Source organism: Streptomyces sp. B5E4, from assembly GCF_039871555.1.
GTDB lineage: Bacteria > Actinomycetota > Actinomycetes > Streptomycetales > Streptomycetaceae > Streptomyces.
The window spans coordinates 239,021-261,690 of record NZ_JBDPMI010000001.1; the positions used below are offsets into that span (position 1 = coordinate 239,021).

Consider the following 22,670-nt stretch of genomic DNA (forward strand, 5'->3'; position numbering starts at 1 on the left):
AACGGCAGTTCCCGGCTTCCGCGTACTGCTTGCGGAGGAGTATCCGACTACCGCGGTCACAGTAGTTTGACGGGCGGTACGGCGACGGCGGCACCCGGCGAATTCCCGCGGCCCGCAATACCGTATGCGCACCGCCGCCATCGCGTATTCGCGGTAACGCCCGTTCGCCATGGCGTGACCCACTGAATTCGACGCCACTATCCGGGCGAGTAGTGGGCCGGGAGGAAAGCCGCGCTTACTGTCGTGCCATACCGGGTCGACGAAGGCGGTGAAACGGCGGTGGCTGTGCTCGTCCAGAAATACGGCGGTACCTCGTTGCAGACGCTCGACCGCGTCCGCCGCGCCGCACTGCGCATCGAGGAGGCGTGGCGGCGCGGCCCGTCGGTGGCCGTGGTCGTCTCCGCCCGCGGCGGCCGTACCGACGAACTCCTGCGGCTGGCGGCCGACGTCGGCGCCCCGGCCGCGTCCCGCGAACTGGACCAGTTGCTGGCCGTGGGCGAGGCGGAGTCGGCGGCGCTGATGGCCCTGACCCTGGGCGCCATGGGCGTGCCGGCGGTCTCGCTGACCGGCGCGCAGGCGGGTGTCCGCACCACCGACCGGCACGGCGACGCACTCGTCTCCGGCATCGGTGCCGAGCGGGTACGGGCGGCGCTGGCCGGCGGGCGGGTGGCCGTGGTCACCGGGTTCCAGGGCGTCGACCGCGCGGGCGACGTCGCGACCCTGGGCCGTGGCGGCTCCGACACCACCGCCGTGGCGCTCGCGGCGCGGCTGCGCGCGGCGAGGTGCGAGATCTACACCGACGTGGACGGCGTGTTCAGCGCCGACCCCCGGGTGCTGCCCGCCGCCCGCTGCCTGCCGTGGGTCGACCCCGGCGTGATGGCGGAGATGGCGTTCGCGGGCGCCCGGGTCCTGCACACCCGCTGCATCGAACTGGCCGCCATGGAAGGGGTCGAAGTGCGCGTGAGGAACGTGTCGTCGCAGGCGCCCGGGACGACGGTCGCCGAGCGGCAGGACGACCGCCCGCTGGAGACCCGGCGGGCGGTCGTCGCGGTCACCCACGACACCGACGTCGCGCGGGTGCTCGTGCACTGCCGCGACAGCCGCCGCGACCTCGCGCCCGACGTCTTCGACGTGCTGGCCGCCCGGGGGACCGTGGTGGACCTGGTGGCCAGGTCGGGCCCGTACGAGAACGAGTTCCGCATGGGCTTCACGATCCGCCGCAGCGAGGCCGGCCGGGTGCGCGACGCGCTGCACGAGGTCGCCGCCTCCTTCGGCGGCGGCGTGCACTTCGACATGGACGTCGGCAAGGTCTCCGTCGTCGGCATGGGCCTGCTCAGCCGGCCGGAGTACGCGGCCCGGCTGATGGCGGCGCTGGCCGCCGCCGGGATACCGACGAGCTGGATCTCCACCTCCCAGACGCGGCTGTCCGTGATCGTGCCCCGGGAGCGCACCGTCGACGCCGTGGAGACCCTGCACCGCGCGTTCGACCTCGCCGGACCGCCGCCGGACGGCGCCGCGCCCGCGGCTTCCGGCCGCTCCGCCACCGTTTGAGAGAGGCAGGACACAAGTGGCTGTACTCAACGCTTCGTTCGGCCGCGGGCTGCGCCTGCGACGCCTCTTCCGGCAGGGCGACGGGCGGCTGCTCGTCGTCCCCCTCGACCACTCCGTCACCGACGGACCGCTGCGCCCCGGCGAACTGGACCCGCTGCTGGGCGAGCTGGCCGGCACCGGCATCGATGCCGTCGTACTGCACAAGGGCACGCTGCGCCACCTCGACCACGGCTGGTTCGGCGGCATGTCGCTGATCCTGCATCTGAACGCGAGCACCAGGCACGCCCCGGACCCGGACGCCAAGTACCTGGTGGCGCACGTCGAGGAGGCGCTGCGGGCGGGCGCCGACGCCGTCAGCGTGCACGTCAACCTCGGCTCGCGCCAGGAGGCCCGGCAGGTCGCCGACCTGGCCGCGGTGGCGGGGGAGTGCGACCGCTGGAACGTACCGCTGCTGGCCATGGTCTACGCCCGCGGACCGGAGATCGGCGACGCGCACGCGCCGGACCTGGTGGCGCACGCCGCGCTGCTCGCCGCCGACCTCGGCGCCGACGTCGTCAAGACCGACTACGCGGGCACGCCCGAGGAGATGGCCGACGTCGTACGGGCCTGCCCGATCCCCGTGATCGTGGCCGGCGGCCCGCGCGCGGCCGACTCCGACGCGGTCCTGTCGTTCGTCTCCGACGCGCTGCGCGGCGGCGCGGCCGGGGTGGCGATGGGGCGCAACGTCTTCCAGGCCGAGAAGCCCGGCCGGATGGCCGCGTCGATCGCCCGGCTGGTGCACGGCCCCGGCCACGCCCCGGGCCGTACCGGCGCGACCGGGGGAGACCGGCTCGCCCTCACCACGTGACGCCCCGCCCGTTCCGCCCGATCCCCGCCGACCGACCGCTCTGAGGAGAGATCCGTGAAGCTGTGCTGGCTGGACATCCGTGCCGCCGACGGGGCCAAGGAGGCCATCGTCGAAGAAGCCATCCACCAGCGGGTCGACGCCATCGTGGCGGCCGACCCCGCCGACCTGGAGCCGCTGCCCCCGACGGTGAAGAAGGTGCTCTTCCCGCTCGGCAGGCCGCTGCCGGAGAAGCTGGAGCCCGCCGACCTCGTCATCGTCGACCCCGCCCGTCACGGCGACCCCGCCGCCCTCGCCCACGCCCACGCGGGCGTGGAGTTCGGCCGCTACGTCGAGATCACCGACGCCGCCAGCCTGGACGACGCCTGCCGGGCCGCGCGCCACGACCGGTGGAGCCTGCTGGACTTCCGCGACCCCACCAAGATCCCGCTGGAGATCGTGCTCGCCGCCGCGGCCGGGGCCGAGGGCAGCATCGTCACCCGGGTCGCCGACGTGGAGGAGGCGGAGATCGTCTTCGGCGTCCTCGAACACGGCTCCGACGGCGTGATGCTCGCCCCGCGCGCACCCGGCGAGGCCACCGAGCTGAAGGCCGCCGCGGTCACGCGGGCGGCGGACCTGGCGCTGGTGGAGCTGGAGGTCACCGGCATCCGCCGGGTCGGCATGGGCGAGCGGGCGTGCGTGGACACGTGCACCAACTTCCGGCTGGACGAGGGCATCCTCGTCGGCTCGCACTCCACCGGCATGATCCTGTGCTGCAGCGAGACCCACCCGCTGCCGTACATGCCGACCCGCCCGTTCCGCGTCAACGCCGGCGCGCTGCACTCGTACACGCTCTCCGCCGAGGGCCGCACCAACTACCTGAGCGAGCTGTCCTCCGGCGGCAAGGTGCTCGCCGTCGACTCCGCGGGCAGGACCCGCGTGGTCACCGTGGGCCGGGTCAAGATCGAGACGCGGCCGCTGCTCGCCATCGACGCGGTCGCGCCGTCCGGGGTGACGGTCAACCTCATCGTGCAGGACGACTGGCACGTACGGGTCCTCGGACCCGGCGGCGAGGTGCTCAACGTCACCGACCTGACCGCCGGCACGAAGGTGCTCGGGTATCTGCCCGTCGAGCAGCGGCACGTCGGCTACCCCATCGACGAGTTCTGCATCGAGAAGTGAGCGGTGCTGCGATGAGCGCACAGCCCGTGCTGGACTTCCACGTACGCCTCGCGCCCCGGCCGGGCGCCCTCGGGCGGCTGCTCGCGGCACTGGACGGCTGCGGGCTGGCGCGCGCGGTGGTCTGCGCCGGCGGCACGATCGACCTCGACACGCTCGCCCGCCAGCTCGTCGACGGCGGGCACGTCGAGACCGACGCCGACAACGACGCCGTGCTGGCAGCCTGCGCGAGCGCCGGTGAGGGCGTAGCCGGTGGGGATGGGGGTGCCCCCGCCAGTGAGGGCGTAGCCGGTGGGGATGGGGGTGCCCCCGCCAGTGAGGGCGTAGCCGGTGGGGGAGGGCGGCTGGTGCCCTTCTGGTTCGCCAACCCGCACCGCCCGCCCGGCGCGTACCGCGAGCGGGCCGCGGAGTTCCGCGGGCTGGAGATCTCGCCCGCCGTGCACGGCGTCGCGCTCACCGACCCGCGCGTCACCGCGCTGGTGGAGGTCGCCGCCGACAGCGGCCACCCCGTCTACACCGTGTGCCTCGCCCGCCCCGGCGCGGGCGTCGCCGACCTCGTCACCCTGGCCCGCCGGTTCCCGCGGACCGACTTCGTGCTCGGGCACAGCGGCATCGGCAACATCGACTTCCACGCGCTCGCCCTGATCCGCGACGAGCCCAACATCCTGCTGGAGACCTCCGGCGGCTACACATGCGTGGCCGAGGCGGCGATCGACCGGCTGGGCGCCGCGCGCGTGGTGTTCGGCTCCGAGTACCCGCTCCAGCACCCGGCCGTGGAACTCGCCAAGTTCACGGCGATCCGCACTCCGCCCGCGCAGTGGCGGCAGATCGCCTGGGAGAACGCACACCGACTACTGGGGGAGGAGAAACCGTGATCGACGCACCGGCGAGCCTGCCGCACATCGGCCAGTGGAACGGCCCCGAGGAACTGCGCGGACTGCAGGAGAAGCAGCTTCCGCAGACCGTCGCCTGGGCCGCCCGCTCGGCCTTCTACCGGCCCCGCCTGGCCGGCGCCGCCCACCTGCCCGCGACCGCCGCCGACCTCGCGGGACTGCCGCTGACGACCAAGCAGGACCTGCGGGACAACTACCCGTACGGCATGCTCGGCGTCCCGAAGGAACGGCTGGCGACCTACCACGAGTCGAGCGGCACCGCCGGCCGGCCCACGCCCTCGTACTACACCCGGGAGGACTGGCTCGACCTCGCCGAGCGCTTCGCGCGCAAGTGGATCGGCATCTCCGCCGCGGACGTCTTCCTGGTACGCACCCCGTACGCGCTGCTGCTCACCGGCCACCTCGCGCACGCCGCCGCCCGGCTGCACGGCGCCACCGTCGTGCCCGGCGACAACCGGTCGCTGGCCATGCCGTACGCCCGCGTGGTGCGCACCCTGCACGACCTGGACGTCACCCTCACCTGGTCGGTGCCGACCGAATGCCTCATCTGGGCCGCCGCCGCCGGCGCCGCGGGCCACCGCCCGGGCGCCGACTTCCCCGCGCTGCGCGCGCTGTTCGTCGGCGGCGAGCCGCTGACGACCGCCCGCCGCGAGCGGATCAGCCGGCTGTGGGGGGTGCCGGTGATCGAGGAGTACGGCTCCACGGAGACCGGCAGCCTCGCCGGGGAGTGCGAGTACGGACGCATGCATCTCTGGGCCGACCGGGCGCTGTTCGAGGTGTACGACCCGCAGACCGGGAACGTCGCCGCGGAGGGCACGGGGCAACTCGTCGTCACCCCGCTGTACCGCGAGGCGATGCCGTTGCTGCGCTACAACCTGGAGGACGACGTCGAGGTCGCGTACGACGACTGCGACTGCGGCTGGCACCTGCCCACCGTCCGCGTCCTCGGCCGGGCCGCCTTCGGCCACCGCGTCGGCGACGCGCGGGTCACCCAGCACCGGCTGGAGGAGGTCGTCTTCTCCCTCCCCGACACCTACGGCGTGTACTTCTGGCGCGCCCGCGCGGAACCGGTGTCGCTGCGCATCGAGATCGAGGTGCCACCGGAGCACCGCGTGCACGCCGAGGCGGCGCTCACCGCGGCCGTACGCGCCGAGTTCGGCGTCGACGCCGATGTCACCGGGCTGCCGCCGGGGTCGCTGATCCCGCGCGAAGCCCTCACGAACATGCCCGACGTGGTCAAGCCGCGCAGCCTGTTCGGCCCCGACGAGGACTGGAGCAAAGCGCTCCTCTACTACTGAGGAGGAAGGCATGTCGCAGATGAGGGTGGCCGTCGTCGGCGCCGGGATCGCCGGCCTCGCCTTCGCCGCCGCCCTGCGCCGCGGCGGGGTGGACTGCCACGTCTACGAGCAGGCGGACCGGCTCGCCGAGGTCGGCGCGGGGGTGCAGGTGGCGCCCAACGCGACCCGGCTGCTGCACCGCCTGGGCCTGCGCGCCCGGCTGCGGGCCGCCGCGGTCGTCCCGGAGGCGATCGAGATGCGGCGCTGGGACGACGGCCTGATGCTCCAGCGCACCCCGCTGGGCGACAGGTGCCTGCGCCGCTTCGGGGCGCCGTACTACACCGTGCACCGCGCGGACCTGCACGCCGCGCTGCTGTCCGGGCTGCCGCCGGACCGGCTGCACCTGGGCGCCCGGCTCGTCGCCGTCACCCAGGACGAGGCGGAGGCGCGGCTGCACCTGGCCGACGGGCGGACGGTCGCGGCCGACGCGGTGGTGGGTGCGGACGGCATCCACTCGGCGGTGCGTGAGTGGTTCGTCGCCGACTGGCCGCGCTACTCGGGGCAGACGATCTACCGCGGTCTGGTGCCCGCCGAGCGGGTGCCCCACCTGCTCGCCGAGCCGCGGGTGCGGCTGTGGTTCGGCCCTGACCAGCACTGCGTGTGCTACCCCGTCTCCGGCGGCCGGCAGATCAGCTTCGGCGCCACCGTGCCCGCCGCCGCCTGGGAGGTGGAGTCCTGGTCGGCCCGCGGCGACACCGAGGGGCTGCGGGCGGCGTACAAGGACTGGCACGAGGACGTCGTCCGGCTGCTCGACGCGGCGCGGACGGTGAGCAGATGGGCCCTGCACGACCGCGACAGCATCGACCGGCTCGGCTGGGGCCGGGTGGCCGTCATCGGTGACGCCGCACACCCGATGCTGCCGTTCCAGGCGCAGGGAGCGAACCAGGCGATCGAGGACGCCGTCGTCCTCGCCCGCTGCCTCACCGACGCGGGACCCGCCGCGGGACGGGACGGGCTGCGCGCCGCCGTGCGCCGCTACGAGCAGCTCCGCCTGCCCCGTACGACCCGGATCCAGCGTCAGTCCCGCGCCAACGCCGAGACCTTCCACCTGGCCGACGGCGCCGCGCAGCGGCGCCGCGACACCGGCTCCCTCGCGGAGCCGGGGCTGGACCGGCACCAGTGGCTCTTCGGCTACGACGCCGAGCAGGCACTCGCCACGACCGGCAGGAGAAGATGATGGAACTGACCGGAATCGAGTCGACCGTCGCCCTGGTCACCGGCGCGGCGCAGGGCATCGGCGCGGCCGTGGCCACGACCCTGGCCGCCGCCGGCGCGCACGTCGCGGCGGCCGACCGCAACGCGGAGAAGCTCGCCACGGCCGTCGCCAAGCTGGCGGCCGAGGGCGTGCGGGCGCGCGGCTACGACGTCGACGTGTGCGACAGCGCGGCGGTGGACGCCGCCGTCGCGCGCGTCGAGGACGAGCTGGGGCCCGTCGGCATCCTCGTCAACGCCGCCGGCGTCATGCACACCGGCCGCGTCGTCGAACTGCGGGACCGGCAGTGGGCGGAGACCCTCGCGGTCAACGCCGGGGGCGTGTTCCACGTCTCGCGCGCGGTGGCGCGGCGGATGATCCGCCGCGGGCGCGGCGCGATCGTCACGGTGGCGTCGAACGCCGCGGGCGTGCCGCGTACCGAGATGGCCGCGTACGCCGCTTCCAAAGCCGCGTCCGCCCAGTTCACCCGCTGCCTGGGCCTGGAGCTGGCGGGCCACGGCATCCGCTGCAACGTCGTCTCGCCCGGCTCGACGGACACCCCCATGCTGCGCGCGATGCACGACGACGACCCGGAGCTGCGGGAGGTCGTCGAGGGCATGCCGGCCGAGTACCGCGTGGGCATCCCGCTGCACAAGCTCGCCCAGCCGCGGGACGTGGCCGAGGCCGTCGCGTATCTGGTCTCCGACCAGGCGGGCCATGTCACGATGCACGACTTGTACGTGGACGGCGGCGCCTCCCTGCACGTATGACGCCGCCGTGCCCACCCGGCCCCCGAGGAAGGGAACAGCACCGTGTCGGATCGCACTCACGTCGTCGTCGTCGGCGGAACGTCGGGCATCGGGCGGCACTTCGCCCAGACCTGCGCCGACCGCGGCAGCGACGTCGTCATCACCGGCCGCGGTGAGGACCGCACCAGGGCCGCCGCCGACGAGATCGGCGGCCGCACCCGCGGGCTCGCGCTCGACCTGGCGGATCCCGGGGCCGCCATCGCCGCGCTGGCCGGGGTCGAGCGTGTCGACCACCTGGTCCTCACAGCGCTCGACCGGGACCAGAACACCGTGCGCGACTACCGCCCCGCCGCCGCCACCCGGCTGCTCACCGTCAAGCTCACCGGCTACACCGCCGTCCTGCACGCCCTCGCCCCCAGGATGCCGGAACACGGCGCGGCCGTCCTGCTCGGCGGCCTGGCCAGCCACCGCCCGTACCCGGGCTCCACCACCGTGACCACCGCCAACGGCGGCATCGCCGCCCTGGTGCGGACCCTGGCGTTCGAGCTGTCGCCGATCCGCGTCAACGCCCTGCACCCGAGCATCGTCGCCGACACCCCGTTCTGGAGCGACAAGCCGGCCGCGCGCGCCGCCGCGGAGCACAAGGCCCTCACCAAACGGCCGGTGACGATGTGCGACTGCACCCATGCGATCACGTTTCTGCTGGAGAACCGCGCGATCAACGGCGTCAACCTGAACATCGACGGCGGCGACGTCCTCATCTGACGACGCCTCTCCCGTATTTCGGAGAAGCCCCCGGACACGTGAATCCGCCGCTCGCGGTCACGCCAATGCGCGTGCCGCGCCGGAAGACCGCGTGAATGGGTCATGCCCGCCGGTGGACGACGCCCGAGAATGCAATGTGACCGCCACGTCAGGGCGTCCGCGTCCAGACGTCCCCGTCCAGGAGGTGTCATGAGTTCGACGGACTCGCCGGCGGGCGGCGACCGCTATGTCGCCGTACACGGCAGCGCCGGGTTCAAAACCCTGCAGCGTAAAACGAATTCGTTCCTCATCCGGGCGAGCGTGCTCTTCTTCGGATGGTGGTTCACCGGGACGTCGCTGGCCGCATTCGCCCCCGGATTCTTCCGGCAGGAGATAGGCGGCCCGGTCAATGTCGGGCTGCTGTTCATGTTCCTGACGTTCGTCGTCGTCGTGACGGTCTGCGCCGGTTATCTGCGCTACGCCGCGAACCGGCTCGACCCCTTGACCGACCAGGTCCGGGCGGAGTTGGAAGGAGAGCAGCGATGAGCACGATCCTCGCCGACCCGCCGCCGCCCATCGACAACACCTGGGCGGTGCCCGAGATCGCGATACCCGCGACCATAGCCGCCGCCGTGGCCGTGTACTTCGTCGTCAAGGCGGTACGCGACAGCGTGCGCACCCCCGACGACTTCCTCATCGCCGGCCGGCGGATCGGGCCCGTACAGAACGCCATCGCGCTGGCGTCCGCGCCGCTCATGTACTCCACCCTGTTCATCATCACCGGCCATATCGCGCTCAACGGCTACGACGCCGCGATGCTGCTGACCGCGTTCACCACCTCGATGGTGCTCGGCGTGCTGCTCTTCGCCTCGCCCATCCGCAACCTCGGCGGACACACCCTCGGCGACATCTTCGCGATGCGCGCGGAAGAACGCCAGGCGCGCAAGGCGGCGGCGGTCGTCACCCTGCTGATCTACGGGATGTTCACGATCATCAGCCTCGCGGCGATCGCCTTCATCTTCAACCGCTGGTTCGGGCTGGACAACGTCGCGGGACTGGGCCTCTCGGTCCTCGTCGTCGGCCTCGTCACCGTCCTGTACGCGTACATGGCCGGTATGCCGGGCGTCACCCGGCTGCTGGTGTTCAAGGCGATCCTCACCCTCACCGTCGTGGTGGTGCTGACCCTCCTGGTGCTCGCGAAGTTCAACCTGAACGTCTTCGACATCCTCGACAAGGCCGAGGCCAACCGCGAGGACGTCCCCGCCGGCTACGACCTGCTCGGCCCCGGCCGCGAGTTCGGCGAGGGCCAGCACCGGCTGGTCCACCTCTCCAAGCTCTTCTGCGTCGCCGTCGGCGTCGCCGCCATCCCCTTCCTGTTCATGCGCAACTTCGCCACGACCAGCGGCAAGGACGCCCGCCGCTCCGCCGGCTGGGCGTCCGTGATCGTCGTGGGCATCTACCTGTGCATGTCCGTCGTCGGCTTCGCCTCCGTGGCGGTGCTCGGCTCCGAGCGGATCGGCGTGATCAAGGCGCACCGCGACATCAGCCTGCCCAAGCTCGTGGACGAGGTGGGCGGACCCTTGATGGTCGGAGTGCTCGCGCCGATCGCCCTGCTGACGATCGTCGGCGTCTACGCGGCCCTGCTCATCAACGCGGTCACCTGTGTCACCAAGGACCTCAACGTCGTACGCGGCCGCAAGCCGGCCCCGGCCGACGAGCTGAAGGACATCCGCCGCAACACCCTGCGGATCGGCATCGTCTCCGTGCTCGTCGGCGTCGCGATGCTCCCGGTGCGCACCCACATCTTCATCCCGACCTCCATCGACCTGGCGGGCACCGCGATCCTCCCGGCCGTCGTCTACGCCCTGTTCTGGCGCCGGTTCAACACCTCGGGGCTCAAGTGGATCGTCTACGGCGGCACGGCCCTGCTGTTCTTCCTGGTGATCTTCTCCAACGGCGTGACGGGCCCGGACGACGCCATCTTCCCCGGCCACGACATCAAGTTCGTCGACATCGAACCCGGGCTGATCACCGTGCCGGCCGGGTTCCTGCTCGGCTACCTCGGCTCGATCGCCAGCAAGGAGCGCAACGACGCGGCCTTCGCCGAGATGCAGGTACGCGCCCTGACCGGCGGCCTCGCACCGGACGCCCGCAAGGAGGCGGCCCGCGGCGCGGCGACCGGGGCCGCCGGCTCCCCGAACGGGCAGCACCCGAACGGCCGGGGCCCCGGCACCGGCGGCCCGGACGACCACGGCAACCAGCCCCGTACGCCCAGCGAAGCCCGCTGAGCCCGCCGGGCCGCGCGGCCTGCCGAGCCCGCTGAACCTGCTGAGCCACCACCGAACGACAACTGCGACAGTGTGGGGCGGCCCGGGTGCCGCCCCACACGTCTGGGGAGGCATCCGTGGATCCCGCACCGGTACTCGTCGTGGGCGCCGGCCCGGTCGGCATGGCAACGGCTCTGGCGCTCGCGCGCCAGGGGGTCCGGTGCGTCCTCGCCGACCAGGGCTTCGAGACCTCCGTCCACCCCAAACTCGACTACGTGAACTCCCGCAGCATGGAGTTCTTCCGCCAACTCGGCCTCGCCGACGGCATCCGAGCCGCCGGCGTCGCCTCCCGGCACCCGGCCGACGTCATCTGGTCCACCGGGCTGGCCGGCCGGCCGCTCACCACCTGGGCACTGCCCTCCGTCGACGAGGAGCGGCGGCGCATCGCCGCGTACGACGACGGCACCCGGCCCGCCGAACCCGGCCAGCGGATCTCCCAGATCGACCTGGAGCCCGTGCTGCGCGCCCACTGCCGCCGCAGCCATCTCGTCGACCTCCGCCCCGGCCTGCGGTTCGACACCCTCACCCAGGACGACCAGGGCGTGACCAGCAATCTGCGCGACGTCATGACCGACGAGCGGATCCGGATCAGGTCCCGGTACGTGATCGGCTGCGACGGCGCGTCGAGCCGCGTCCGCGCCGTCCTCGGCATCGGCGAGGACAGCTTCGGCGTCCCCGGGCTGCCCGGCGCGTTCATGGTGCACTTCAAGAGCCGCGACCTGGCGTCCCTGCACCGGCACGGCCCGTTCTGGCACTACTTCGCCTTCCGCTACGTCGTCATCGCCCAGGACGAGAAGGACACCTGGACCGCGCACGTCAACGGCGCGCACCCGGACGAGTTCGCCACCCCGCCGGCCGATCCGGCGGGCTTCCTGCTGGCGACCCTGGGCACCGAGCTGAAGATCGACAAGGTGCTGCTGACCTCCCGCTGGCGCCCCGGCTTCATGCTCGCCGACCGCTACCGCGCCGGCCGCGTCCTGCTCGCCGGCGACGCCGCGCACCGCATGTTCCCCACCGGCGCGTACGGCATGAACACCGGCATCGGCGACGCGATGGACGTGGCCTGGAAGGTCGCCGCCCTGGTCCGGCACACCGGCGGCCCGGCGCTGCTCGACAGCTACGAGACCGACCGCCGGCCCGTCGGGCTGCGCACCATGCGCACCTCGCACCGGCACATCGGCGTGCACATGAAGGCCGGTCAGCTGCTGCGCGACGGCGTCCCGCCCGCCGCCGTGGCGGAGTTCCTGGACGGCGAGCGCGGCGAGAACGAGTACCGCGGCGTCGAACTCGGCTACCGCTACGACGACTCGCCCGTCGTCTGCCACGAGGACGGCCCGGCGCCCCCCTGGACGCCGGAGGCGTACACCCCGACGACCTGGCCCGGCAGCCGCCCGCCCAGCGTGCTGCTGACGGACGGGACCCCCCTGTTCGCCCTGTTCGCCACGGAGTTCACCCTCGTCGACTTCGCCGGCGACGGCCGCGCAGGGCCGCTGCTGCGCGCCGCCGCCGCGCAGGGCGTGCCCGTCCGGCACGCGGTGGTATGGGACGCGCGGGCCCGCGAGCTGTGGGAGCGGGACCTCGTCCTGCTCCGCCCGGACCACCACGTGGCGTGGCGCGGCAACCGGGCGCCCGCGGACCCGGGCGCGGTGGTGCGGCGCGTACGGGGCGCGGACCCGGCCCGCTGACCCGGTCCGCCGAAGGCCGCCGCCGGGAGGGCCCGTAGGGCCTTCCCGGCGGCCGCTCGTGGCGAACGGCGCCGGCCGCCGACGGGGTGGAGGTCACCCGCCGGCGGCCGGCGCCGGGTCTTCGCGGCGCTCGCGCGGCCCTCAGCCGCCGTTCACCTTCCGCTGGACGAACTCGTAGCTCATGTCGCCGATCTCGGGCGCGTACTGCTCCGCGGCCTCGACCGAGGACCGGAAGTTCTCACCCGCCCAGATCCGGCTCTCGCCGCAGTCGTCGGCGAACTCCGTCCAGCTGTTCCACTGCAGCGAGACGTCGGCGGCCGGGGTGACACCCGGCTCGACCAGCGAGGAACCCTTCGGGAAGGCGGCGGTCACCTTGATCTGGTCGGTGCCCGTGAACTGCCGCACCTGCGCGGCGAAGGCGAGGCAGAGCGCGGAGCTGGCGGACGGGTATTCGGGGTGGTCGGCGGAGAGGGAGTCCAGATAGCCCTGCCACTCGCGGCCGGTGATGTCGTCGACGGTGCCCTGCCCGGGCCCGCCCCACGCGGTCACCTTCCGGTCCCCGTACAGGTAGCCGATCGCGCTGCCCGGGCGCACCGAGTCGAACGTGCGCTTGTAGTGCCAGGTCGCGATGGTGACGTCGATGAACGCCACGTCCGACATGGTGATGTAGTGCACGGTCTGCTCGGTGTTCAGCTTGCCCGCCAGCACCACCGGCGTGCCCGCGTACTGGCCGAAGGTGAGCACCTTGTCGTTGAACAGCTCGGCGGTCATCTTCTGCTCGTCGGTCAGGTTCGCCGACGCCTTGAGCACCTCGTCCGCCTGCCGCTGGTAGGCGCGGCGGTTGTCGTGGTTGCTGTTCACCGGCGGGGAGACCTTGAACTCGGTGGGGCTGTCGTACGTGAACGGCTTCACCCTGCCGTAGTACGGGGTCGCGAACTGCTGGTCCTTGTAGACGTCCCGGGTCGAGGACGTGCCCGGCTGCCAGCGTGACGGATTGCGCAGCTCGTAGGCGGAGTTGACGGGCCTGTAGCCGGTGTAGTCCGCATAGGGCTTCTTGTTGTACGTGCGGCCGCCCATGCCGCCGTCCCGGTTGCTGCCGTCGTCCTGCCGCGCCGCCATCGCGTTCCTGGCCGCGAGGATGCCGATGCCGCTCGGCGTGGTCGGATCCGCGGCCGTGGCGTCGGGATCGAGACCCGCCGCGTCCATCATCTCGATCCACCGGTCCTTGTACTCCGGCAGCAGGGCGTTCAGCGAGGTGAACGCGGCGTATGTGACCGCGATGTTCTGGTTGCGCGTGGTGTGCTCGGACTCCGGGCGGCGCGGGATGTCGGAGAAGATGCCCTTCGCCGTGGGGTGATAAGGCGCGATGGCGTCGAACCACGGCATTTCGATGAGCATCGCGTGATCCACGGTCAGCGACACCGCGCGACCCGAACTCTCCTCGCGCGACACCCGCTGGAACTTCGGATACACGACTTCCATCAGCACGTTGTCATGGTCGATGTCGAAGCCGTCGTCCTGCGACGACGCCGGCACCGCACTCGTCAGGGTCCCCGTCAGCGCCGCCGCGGTGGCGATGGCCACCGCATATCCCAGGCGCCGGCTCCGCAGCCGTGTCACTTTCGCCACCGGACGATCTCCTTGTTCGTGCGTGGGGTGGATTCCGCAAATGGGCGCACCGTATTCGGCAAACGAATTGCACACTGATCAAGGAGGCTAGACCTGCGTTCACCCACCGGTCCACTGCTCGATCGGGTAGTGGGCACTACCCGTGCTGGAGCATGTGCGGATGTTGCCCGCGCGGCGGCCGCCGGGAAGAATTCCGCCCTGAATACGGTCCGGTCCGGCCGGAGTTCGGCCGGAATCCGGCCGGGGCGTGGAAACACCGCAAACGGGCGCGGGCGCCGGCCGGGCTGCCGGGCCCGGCGCCCGCGCCCGTTGCGTACGGGCCGGTCTCCCGCCGGCTACGGCAGCGCGGGGCCGCGCGTGCCGGTGACCTTCCAGACCTTGCCGTTCGCCTTCGCCAGCAGGTACAGCTCGCCCGCCGTGTCCTGCCCGAAGCGCAGGTCGACTCGGGTGTCGCCGGCCAGGTCCTGCGCCGTGACCGGGTCTCCGGTGGCGGCGTCGAAGAGCCGGAGCCGGTGGATCGTGGCCATCTCGGCGCCGCGGTTCATCTCGCTCGCCCTGGTGCCGAAGACGCGGCCGTCGACGAGGTCGCCGAAGACATAGGTGCCGCGCAGCTTGTCCAGGTCGTCACCGCGGTAGACGAAGCCGCCGGAGACGGCCCGGCCGACGTCGGAGGTGCAGTTCCAGTCGGCCGGCGGGTCGTGGTCGTAGGCGGCCACGGGGTAGGTGTAGCCGTACGTGGCGTCGTCGGGCGGCAGCGGCTTGTACGCGTTACACGGATCGGCCGGGTTCTTGTCGAAGACGAACGGGCCCTCGCGCTCGCTCCAGCCGAGGTTGTCCCCGGCCCGGACCTCGTAGACCGACTCGATGGCGTGCTCGCCGATGTGGCCGAGGTACAGCCGGTTCTCGCCGCCGGTGTCCCAGCTGAAGCGGTGCGGGTCGCGGAAGCCGTAGGCGTAGACCTCGCCGAGGGCGCCGGGGCGGTCGGCGAAGGGGTTGTCGGCGGGGACGCCGTACGCGCCGTTGGCGCTGTCGCTGCCGCGGGGGTCGATCCGCAGCAGCTTGCCGTGCGGCAGCGCGAGGTTCTGCGGCTCGGTGGTGCGCACGCCGGTGCCGCCGTCGCCCACGGCGAGGTACAGCTTGCCGTAGTCGGCGCCGCCCTTGCGGGCGGTGGGGTTGAAGGCGATCTGCTGGATGCCGTGGATACGGCCGTTGAAGCCGAGGCGCAGCACCTCGCGGCGGGTGCCGGAGAAGGTGCCGGCCCCCGGGTCGTCGGCGGTCCACTCGGTGATGATGCCGTGGTAGCCGGTGTTGGGCTGCGGGGTGAGGTCCGGCTGCTTGTCGGTGGTGGAGGCCAGTTCCGTGTGCACGGTGTAGAAGATGCCGTTGCGCGCGAAGTCGGGGTGGAAGGCCGCGTAGCCGAAGCCCTGGCCGAGGCCCTGACCGGAGAAGAACTGCGGCGCGAAGGTGGCGCCGACGTCGAGGTACGTGCGGGGCTGCTCGCCGTCCTCGACGAGGTACAGCTTGCCGTTGAGGTCGGGCACCGCCTTGCGGCCGGAGCCGTCGGGGAGTTCGGTGAGCGCGTTGATCCGGGCGTGCCGCATCAGCCGTGGGTCGGTCGGCGGGGGCGTCGGCTCCGACTCGGGGAACTGCGCGTACTCCTCGACGACGAGGCCGAGCTTGGCGGGTACGGGCTTGGGGAGGAGGTTGTCGCCGGGCGCGGCGGCGCCGGGGCTCGCGCTCGGCGCGGCGGTCGGCTCGGTGCGGGCCTCGGCGGGGGCGGTGAGGAGGGCGGTCGCGGCCACGGCCGCGGCGAGCGCGGGAGCGAGGAGGCGGGGCTTTCGGCGGGCGGGTCGGGGCATGCCGGGCTCCGTTCTGGGGGTGCGGTTGCGCGTGCGCTGCGTACGGGGGTGGCGGAGGACGTACGGGAACGGGTGGCCGCTCAGGGCCGGGGCGAGACCATCAGCCGGTACTGCGCCCGCACCTGCCCGTCGGTCAGTTCGCGGTCGAGGAACATCAGGCTGTCCATGCGGCAGTTGCAGGGATTGCCTTCCCGGGTGTTCTGCGGGTAGCTCCCGCCGATCTTGATACCCGCGGGATCCGTGGGCGAGGCGCGGTGCTCACCGGGCCCGCCGACCTGCCACGGGTCGCCGGGGTCGGTGGAGAAGCCGTCGAGGCGTTCGCCGTTGCGGAACAGCGCCATGGTGCCGTCGGAGTAGTCGAACGTCGCCGCCAGGAACACCCACTCGTCGGGCGGCAGCAGCCGGCGCCAGTCCTCGGCGGCGGCGAACGTCTGCGAGGCACCCTCGTCGATCCGGCGGCCCAGCGCCACGAGCCGCAGTTCGCCGTCCACCTGGATCAGCTCCAGCAGGGCCCGCACGCCGTGTCCGTCGGAGTTGCCGGCGAGCACGCCGGCCAGGCCGACGGCGCCGTAACGGTCGTCGGGGTTCGCGGTGTGGGAGTTGGGGGCGGGGTTGTCGCCGGTCATCTTGAACCAGCCCATGACGGTCGCGGCCTGGGCGCCGTTGAACGCGCGCATGCTCGGCACGCCCCCGGGGCGGTAGACGCCGGCCTTCCAGTCGTCGTTCCCTGCGGTGGCGGGGGAGACCTGGGCGGTCTGCAGCGCGGACCCGGCACCCGGGAACGCCTGGTCGGGCACGCGCATGCCGGCGCCGCCGTTGACGAGTGCGATGTCGGTGCCGGAGCGGCCCCGGTCGCGTTCGAGGGCGGGATCGCCGGGGACCGGATGGCCGAAGTCGTAGTACGCGACGAGGCCGGGCCCGAGCGCCGGCAGCACGACGGGCGCCCCCCGCCCCGCCGCCTCTGCCGCCTCCTCGCTCTGCACCGCCTGCACGGGCCCCGCCGCGAGGGCGGTCAGGGCCAGCGCCGCGGCCGCCGCGACGACCCGCGCGGCAACGCTCCCGCTGTGCTTCCGCATTGCGTCATCTCCCCTGCCAGAAGAGGACTCCAGGATTCTCGGTAAGCGCTTGCTGCGCGCCTTGCGGACCGTATCCGCGCGACGTGACCCCGTCAAGCGGTCGCGGCTCCGCCGCGGGCAACCGGGGGAGCCCGGCACCGGGCACTCCGCGGGGGCACGGGAGCAACAGGTGCTGATGCCGGTGGGGCCGGTGGGGGCGTGCCGGAACACGTTGCCGTAGCCCGGGTGAGCTGAGCAGCGGCGGATCAGACCCAACTCCCCGAGGGCGAAAGGGACCTGGGAGGTCGGGTGCCAGGTGCCTGGGCGCGGGGCGGTGTCACGGGCCGGCCGGGTGGTGCGACGAGGGCCGGAGGCAGAGCCGGGGCGCGCGGTGCCTTGGCCGCACCCCCGATGCCGCGGCCGGGCGGCGCCCGTTGGCCCTGCCCTTCTTCCCGGCCGTCCGAGCCGGCTCCGTCCCCCTGTTCCGGACAGCGTGCGGGAGCGGGACATGAGCAGCCCCACGGCGACGCCGAGGGCGCTGCCGGCGGACCACGAGACCACGCCCCGGCCGAGCGTCGCGGTGGCGTCGGAGCACAGGGTCTCGCGCAGGTTCGACGCGCTGTCCCACACCTTGCCGGGCGCGGGGAAACTTCAGCGGGTCGATGGCGTCGGTGGCGGTGGTGAACGGCCACCACAGGAACAGCGCCAGCGCGATCACGGCCAGCGGACAGCGCCGGTCCCGCCAGCCGCCGCGCGGAGCTCTTCGGCGTACGGGACGGCCGGTCCGGCGCCGCGGGCGGGCGTACGGGAGTCGTCTCAGGCAGCGTCATCGGCCGTCTCCCTCAGCAGATGGGCGATGCGCAGGCGCAGTTGCTGGAACTCGGCTCGCCGCGGACGTCGAGGTCCCGGGGCCGGTCGAAGGGGACCTCGACGATCTCGCGCACCTCCGAGACGACGCTGGTGGCGCCGGCTCCCGGCACCTCCGCGTCGACCAGCACGAAGGGGATCCCCGCCAGCATCTCGGCGGTGTCCGGGGCCGGCGAGGGCGCACCGGCGGCGTAGACGACGCCGTCGACGGCCCGCGACCGGATCATGTTCGGGTGGAGGCGCTCGCGCTCGACCTCGAAGGCGGTGTTGCCGAAGACGACGTGGTAGCCCTGCTCCAGGGAGACGTCCTCGACGACCTTGGCGAGGTCGGCGAAGAAGGTGTTGCTGATGTCCGGCACGATGAGGCCGACGATCTGGGAGGCGCCGCTCTTGAGCGTCTGCGCCGCGCGCCGTGGCACGTAGCCCAGCTCGGCCATCGCCTCCCGGACGCGCTTGAGCACGCTGGGGCTGACGGGCCGCTTGCCGGACAGGGCGTGCGACACGGTCGTCCTGCTGACGCCCGCACGGGCAGCGACATCCGCTATGACCGGTCGTGCCATCCCGTTAGGGGTGCGCGGCCGGCGGGATGGCGGGCGTACACCCTGGGGAGGAGAAGGCCCCCGTACGACGGTCCATCGGGTGGACGGCCGGGGGTGCCTCACCCCGTAACGTGTGCCCATGGATGTCGAGCGTGGCGATCAGGGGGACAAGAGAATGGACAAGGCCGACACCGACGCTCCGGTGGCGAAGCTGGACGAGCCGGAGAAGCCGGGCACTCCGGAGCACCGGGCATGGGGGTCCAAGGCGCCGAGCTTCATCCAGCGCTCGCGCGCGCTGCACGTGAGCTGGCAGGTCGGGGTCTTCATCGTGGGCCTGGCCATCGTCGGCGGCGGCATCATCCTGCTGCCGCTGCCGGGTCCCGGCTGGCTGGTGATCTTCGCGGGCATGGCGGTGTGGGCCACGGAGTTCGTGTGGGCGCAGATAGTCCTGCACTGGACGAAGCGGAAGGTCACCGAGGCCGCACAGCGCGCCCTCGACCCGAAGGTCCGCCGGCGCAACGCCATCCTGACGGCCGTCGGCCTGGTGATCTGCGGTGTGCTGCTCGGCATCTACCTGTACGAGTTCGGCTTCGAGATGCCCTGGAAGGTCTGACGGCCCCGGGTCGAACGGTCCGAGGCGCGCGAGCCCCGTCACGCACGGTCCCCGTCCCGCGCGCCTCTTCCCCGGCCCCGGCAGGCAGCCACCGCGCTGCGTGCCGGGGCCGGGTTCTCCATGGGCGCGGCCCCACGTGCTTCCCCGGGGTGCCGCGGGGTGACTGCGCCGCGGGCGCGTTCCCGCCGTGACGGCGCGACTCCTGCCAGTCCCGGTCCGCGTCCCGTGTGACTCGCCACGGGGTCCCGGCGAGCGGCTCACGCGTAGTGCGCTCCCGCGCCCCGCGGGCCCCGTCTCCCCTGCCTGTCCCCGGTCTTGGCGCGACGGCCGCCGGACGGGTGCGTCCTCGCCGCGACCGAGCGAGGTCCGTCAGGGGCGGTCCCCTCCGCGCCCCCGGCGGGCCGCTGCCCGGTTCCGTGCGTTCCCGGCGTGACGGCGCGACCCCCGTCAGCCCTCGGCCCCCGTCGCGCACCGCCCCGTCGCATCCCCCTTCCCGTCTCCCGTCTCCCTGCGCCCTTCCGTGCCCCGGCGGGCGCGCTGCAGCCGGAGCTGATGCCGAACGAGGACTACACGTTCGCCATCGAGCGGGACGCCACCGGCTACACCCTGGAGGCGAGCGGCAACTTCGCGCGCTCCGGCGAGCAGACGCTCCGCTTCCACCGGCCGTTCGTCGTGAACGACGCGCCGATCTGGCACTACAACACCAGGCCCGAGGAGTATGACGGCCGGTCCGACGGCGACCTGGTGCAGAACGACAAGAACGGCAGCACCACCTGGCCGGACCAGTGGCCGCAGGGCTCCGCCTATCCCGACTCGTTCGTGATCGGTGATCTCTACACCCACGTCTACGAGGGCAGCGCCGGCCTCACCGACCCGAAGACGTTCGTGCCGGCCGACTGAGGAGGCGAGGGAGAGGGGCGCCCGGCGGGCGATCGGGCCGAGAGGGTTGTTATCCTCTCATGACATGCAGTCAAGTATCGATCGTTCGTCGCTGCTCCCCTTCTACCACCAGCTCAAGCAGATTCTCCTGGGCGAGATGGAGAGCCGCGAGCTGGGCCCCGGCGACCGGCTGCCGGGGGACCACGAGCTGTGCGAACGCTACGGGGTCTCCCGGACCGTCGTCCGCCAGGCCCTGGCCGAGCTGGAGTCCGAAGGGGTCATCGAGCGGATCAAGGGCCGCGGCACCTTCGTCGCCCACCCCAAGACCCCCGAGGGCCTCGTCCAGTCCCTCACCGGGCTGTACGAGGACGTCGCCGCCCGCGGCGGCCACCTGCGCAGCCAGGTCCGCCGGCTCGAAGTGGTCCCGGCGGACGCACAGGTCGCGGGGGCGCTGGAGGTGCCGCCGGGGCATCCGGTGATCGTCATCGAGCGGCTGCGGTTCGTCGAGGAGGAGCCGTGGGTGCTCACGATCACCCACGTCCCGCAGGAGGTCGCCCCGGGACTGGTCGACGAGGACCTGACCCAGGAGTCGCTGTACGCGCTGCTGGAAGGCCGCTTCGGGGTACGTCTCGTGCAGGGCCGCCGCTCGGTGGAGGCGGCGGTGGCCTCCGCGGAGCTGGCCCGCAGCCTCGGCGTCAACCGGGGCGCCCCGGTGCTCGTCCTGCGCAGCGTCAGCGTCGGCGAACAGGGCCGCCCGGTGGAGAGCTTCGTCGCCTTCCACCGCGGCGACCGCAGCCGCTTCGAGGTGGAGCTGTCCCGCCAGTCGGGCGCCCCGCCCCGCCCGCTGATGATCGTCACCGACTGACGCTCCCGGGCCGTACCGTCCCGTACGGCCCGGACCCGACCCGACCCACGCGGCCGGTCTGCTCACCCGAGCGGGCCGGCCGCGACGCGTGCGCGCGGGGAGTGCGATCGTCTGCTGTAGGGGCCATTGACATCCTGACCGTACAGGATGTCAAATGACCTGGCCGTCACGCTGACGCCCCCGGAAGCAACCCGCACGACCCCAGGAGGAAACGGTGCCGTCATACGCATCGCCCCCCATCGAGCCGACGCTCCTCACCTTCGAGCCCGAGGCCGGCGGCATCAGCCCCTCGGGCCCGGTGCTCACCCGGCGCATGTCCGACCTCGACGGCCTCTTCGCCGACGGCGACGCCTGGCGCGCCGCGGTACGGGACGGCGGTGACCCCGTCGTCTACGACGTCGCCTCCTCGCCCGTACCGGAGGCGGAGGGCGAGCTGCCGCAGTCGATCACCACGATCCGGCCCGGCACGGTCGGGGGCGAGTTCCACATGACCAAGGGCCACCAGCACCCCAACCCGCAGGGCGAGATCTACCTCGGCCTCGCCGGCACCGGCGGTCTGCTGCTCTTCGACGGCGACCGGCCGCGGTGGATCGACATGTACCCGGGTGCCATCGGCTACATCCCGCCGGGCTGGGCGCACCGCAGCGTCAACACCGGCGGCGAGCCGTACCGCTTCCTGGCCGTCTACCCCGGCAACGCCGGGCACGACTACGGCTGGGTCCTCGACCACGGCATGGGCTACCGCGTCCGGCGCGCCCCGGACGGCGCCCCGCCGCTGCTCGTCCCCTTCACCGCTTCGTCCCCCAGCACGTCCCCTAGCAACCAGGAGTAGCCATGGCGCGCATCCGTTTCGTCTCCTCGGGGGTGGCCGCCGCGCTGGCCGTCGTCTTCGCGGCCGGCGGCGTCGCCGCCGGGAAGGCGGCGTTCGACGACTCCGGCTCCTCGTCGGGCGGCGGCGCCGCGGTCGGCGGCACCAAGGTCGACGTCATCACCAAGGCCACCGACTCCGACTTCTGGCAGTCGATGCTCGCCGGCTCCAAGCAGGCGGGCGACGACTTCGGCATCGATCTCGGGCTCTTCGGCCCGACCTCGGAGACCGATATCGAGGAACAGGTCAGCCTGGTGGAGAACTCCATCTCCCGGGGCGCCGACGCCATCGTGCTGGCCTCGAACTCCTCCACCGCGCTCAACGGCGCGGTGGACCGGGCCCGCGACGCCGGCATCAAGGTGATCACCGTCGACAACGCGATCACCACCGAGTCCGAGGGCTTCATCGGCACCGACAACGTCAAGGCGGGCGAGCAGGCCGGCGTGCGCATGTGCGAGCTGCTCACCGACAAGGGCCAGAAGGACGGCAAGATCCTCCACGAGAGCTCGGCCTCGGGCCAGCAGGTCCTGGTCGACCGGTTCAACGGCTTCAAGAGCGGTCTGGCCGCCGAGTGCCCCGACGCCGAGATCATTCAGACCTCCGTCAACGACAACGACCTGAACAAGGCCGTCTCCCAGGTCAACGATGCCCTCACCGCGACGCCCGACCTGGCCGGGGTCTTCGCCGACAACAACACCTCCGGCACCGGCGCCGCCAAGGCCGTCGCCGAGCGCAACGCCGGCGACCGCGTCGCGGTCGTCGCCTTCGACTCCGACCCCGCGGAGATCGCCGGCGTACGCGACGGGTCCATCGACGCGATCATCGTCCAGAACCCGTTCTTCTTCGGCTACCAGGGCGTCGTCGAGGCCGCGATGGCCGCCGGCGACAGCACCCCGCCGGTCCGGCTCGACCCGGGCGCCGTCGTCATCGACAAGTCGACCGTGGACGAGGCGCAGTTCGAGCAGCTTCTCAACCCGCCCAAGACCAAGGGCTGAGGGCCGGCCATGGCAACCCCC

General features: G+C 72.8%; 20 protein-coding genes. 16 read left to right on the plus strand and 4 right to left on the minus strand.

The features are described 5' to 3' along the window. Nucleotides 1–279: 279 nt before the first annotated feature. The 11 genes from ABGA99_RS00930 (at nucleotide 280) to ABGA99_RS00980 (ending at nucleotide 12,480) form a co-directional block, all read left to right on the plus strand. A complete protein-coding gene (locus ABGA99_RS00930) occupies nucleotides 280–1,551 on the plus strand; it encodes an aspartate kinase (protein ID WP_347578897.1) in 1,272 nt (423 codons plus the stop codon). A gap of 16 nt (nucleotides 1,552–1,567) precedes the next feature. Continuing rightward, the gene (locus tag ABGA99_RS00935) at nucleotides 1,568–2,398 is read left to right on the plus strand and encodes a 2-amino-3,7-dideoxy-D-threo-hept-6-ulosonate synthase (protein ID WP_347578898.1); all 831 of its coding nucleotides are present in this window, start codon (nucleotides 1,568–1,570) and stop codon (nucleotides 2,396–2,398) included. Between the two features lie 54 nt (nucleotides 2,399–2,452). Then, nucleotides 2,453–3,556, plus strand: a complete 1,104-nt coding sequence (locus ABGA99_RS00940) for a 3-dehydroquinate synthase II (RefSeq protein ID WP_347578899.1) — start codon at nucleotides 2,453–2,455, stop codon at nucleotides 3,554–3,556. Nucleotides 3,557–3,567: 11 nt separating this feature from the next. Then, the gene (locus ABGA99_RS00945; protein WP_347578900.1) at nucleotides 3,568–4,428 is read left to right on the plus strand and encodes an amidohydrolase family protein; all 861 of its coding nucleotides are present in this window, start codon (nucleotides 3,568–3,570) and stop codon (nucleotides 4,426–4,428) included. Then, nucleotides 4,425–5,744: an AMP-binding protein gene (locus ABGA99_RS00950; protein ID WP_347578901.1), complete on the plus strand. Its 1,320-nt coding sequence runs from the start codon at nucleotides 4,425–4,427 to the stop codon at nucleotides 5,742–5,744. The genes ABGA99_RS00945 and ABGA99_RS00950 overlap by 4 nt, the downstream gene beginning before the upstream one ends. A gap of 10 nt (nucleotides 5,745–5,754) precedes the next feature. Beyond that, on the plus strand, nucleotides 5,755–6,960 hold the full coding sequence (locus tag ABGA99_RS00955; RefSeq protein WP_347578902.1) for an FAD-dependent monooxygenase: 1,206 nt from the start codon (nucleotides 5,755–5,757) through the stop codon (nucleotides 6,958–6,960). Then, on the plus strand, nucleotides 6,960–7,745 hold the full coding sequence (locus ABGA99_RS00960) for a 2,3-dihydro-2,3-dihydroxybenzoate dehydrogenase (protein WP_347578903.1): 786 nt from the start codon (nucleotides 6,960–6,962) through the stop codon (nucleotides 7,743–7,745). Before ABGA99_RS00955 ends, ABGA99_RS00960 begins: the two co-directional genes overlap by 1 nt. Before the next feature lie 42 nt (nucleotides 7,746–7,787). Then, nucleotides 7,788–8,489, plus strand: a complete 702-nt coding sequence (locus ABGA99_RS00965; RefSeq protein ID WP_347581941.1) for an SDR family oxidoreductase — start codon at nucleotides 7,788–7,790, stop codon at nucleotides 8,487–8,489. 189 nt (nucleotides 8,490–8,678) lie between these two features. Then, the gene (locus ABGA99_RS00970; RefSeq protein ID WP_347578905.1) at nucleotides 8,679–9,014 is read left to right on the plus strand and encodes a DUF485 domain-containing protein; all 336 of its coding nucleotides are present in this window, start codon (nucleotides 8,679–8,681) and stop codon (nucleotides 9,012–9,014) included. After that, the gene (locus ABGA99_RS00975) at nucleotides 9,011–10,756 is read left to right on the plus strand and encodes a Na+:solute symporter (protein ID WP_347581942.1); all 1,746 of its coding nucleotides are present in this window, start codon (nucleotides 9,011–9,013) and stop codon (nucleotides 10,754–10,756) included. The genes ABGA99_RS00970 and ABGA99_RS00975 overlap by 4 nt, the downstream gene beginning before the upstream one ends. Nucleotides 10,757–10,872: 116 nt before the next feature. Beyond that, on the plus strand, nucleotides 10,873–12,480 hold the full coding sequence (locus ABGA99_RS00980) for an FAD-dependent monooxygenase (RefSeq protein WP_347581943.1): 1,608 nt from the start codon (nucleotides 10,873–10,875) through the stop codon (nucleotides 12,478–12,480). 141 nt (nucleotides 12,481–12,621) lie between these two features. On the opposite strand, the gene ABGA99_RS00985 is transcribed toward ABGA99_RS00980, so the two are convergent. From ABGA99_RS00985 to ABGA99_RS01000, 4 genes are all read right to left on the minus strand, one after another. Continuing rightward, nucleotides 12,622–14,109 carry a vanadium-dependent haloperoxidase gene (locus tag ABGA99_RS00985; protein ID WP_347578908.1) on the minus strand — a complete coding sequence of 496 codons (1,488 nt, stop codon included), beginning with the start codon at nucleotides 14,107–14,109 and terminating at the stop codon, nucleotides 12,622–12,624. Nucleotides 14,110–14,444: 335 nt separating this feature from the next. Continuing rightward, nucleotides 14,445–15,968, minus strand: coding sequence for a PQQ-dependent sugar dehydrogenase (locus ABGA99_RS00990; RefSeq protein ID WP_347578909.1), 1,524 nt, complete (start codon nucleotides 15,966–15,968; stop codon nucleotides 14,445–14,447). Nucleotides 15,969–16,048: 80 nt separating this feature from the next. Next, complete coding sequence (locus ABGA99_RS00995; RefSeq protein WP_347581944.1) at nucleotides 16,049–17,044, minus strand: hypothetical protein; 996 nt, start codon at nucleotides 17,042–17,044, stop codon at nucleotides 16,049–16,051. A gap of 821 nt (nucleotides 17,045–17,865) precedes the next feature. Next, the gene (locus tag ABGA99_RS01000) at nucleotides 17,866–18,450 is read right to left on the minus strand and encodes a LacI family DNA-binding transcriptional regulator (RefSeq protein WP_347581945.1); all 585 of its coding nucleotides are present in this window, start codon (nucleotides 18,448–18,450) and stop codon (nucleotides 17,866–17,868) included. A gap of 154 nt (nucleotides 18,451–18,604) precedes the next feature. Between ABGA99_RS01000 and ABGA99_RS01005 the strand changes: the two genes are divergently transcribed. From ABGA99_RS01005 to ABGA99_RS01025, 5 genes are all read left to right on the plus strand, one after another. After that, entirely contained in the window at nucleotides 18,605–19,042 is a 438-nt protein-coding gene (locus ABGA99_RS01005; protein WP_347578966.1) for a TIGR02611 family protein, read from the plus strand. A 552-nt stretch (nucleotides 19,043–19,594) separates the two neighbouring features. After that, a complete protein-coding gene (locus tag ABGA99_RS01010) occupies nucleotides 19,595–19,942 on the plus strand; it encodes a hypothetical protein (RefSeq protein WP_347581946.1) in 348 nt (115 codons plus the stop codon). Between the two features lie 64 nt (nucleotides 19,943–20,006). Next, the gene (locus ABGA99_RS01015) at nucleotides 20,007–20,786 is read left to right on the plus strand and encodes a GntR family transcriptional regulator (RefSeq protein WP_027740871.1); all 780 of its coding nucleotides are present in this window, start codon (nucleotides 20,007–20,009) and stop codon (nucleotides 20,784–20,786) included. Between the two features lie 214 nt (nucleotides 20,787–21,000). Continuing rightward, nucleotides 21,001–21,618 (plus strand): glucose-6-phosphate isomerase family protein, encoded by a 618-nt coding sequence (locus ABGA99_RS01020; RefSeq protein ID WP_347581947.1) that lies wholly within the window; start codon nucleotides 21,001–21,003, stop codon nucleotides 21,616–21,618. 2 nt (nucleotides 21,619–21,620) lie between these two features. Then, nucleotides 21,621–22,649: an ABC transporter substrate-binding protein gene (locus tag ABGA99_RS01025; protein ID WP_347578915.1), complete on the plus strand. Its 1,029-nt coding sequence runs from the start codon at nucleotides 21,621–21,623 to the stop codon at nucleotides 22,647–22,649. Nucleotides 22,650–22,670 lie beyond the last annotated feature (21 nt).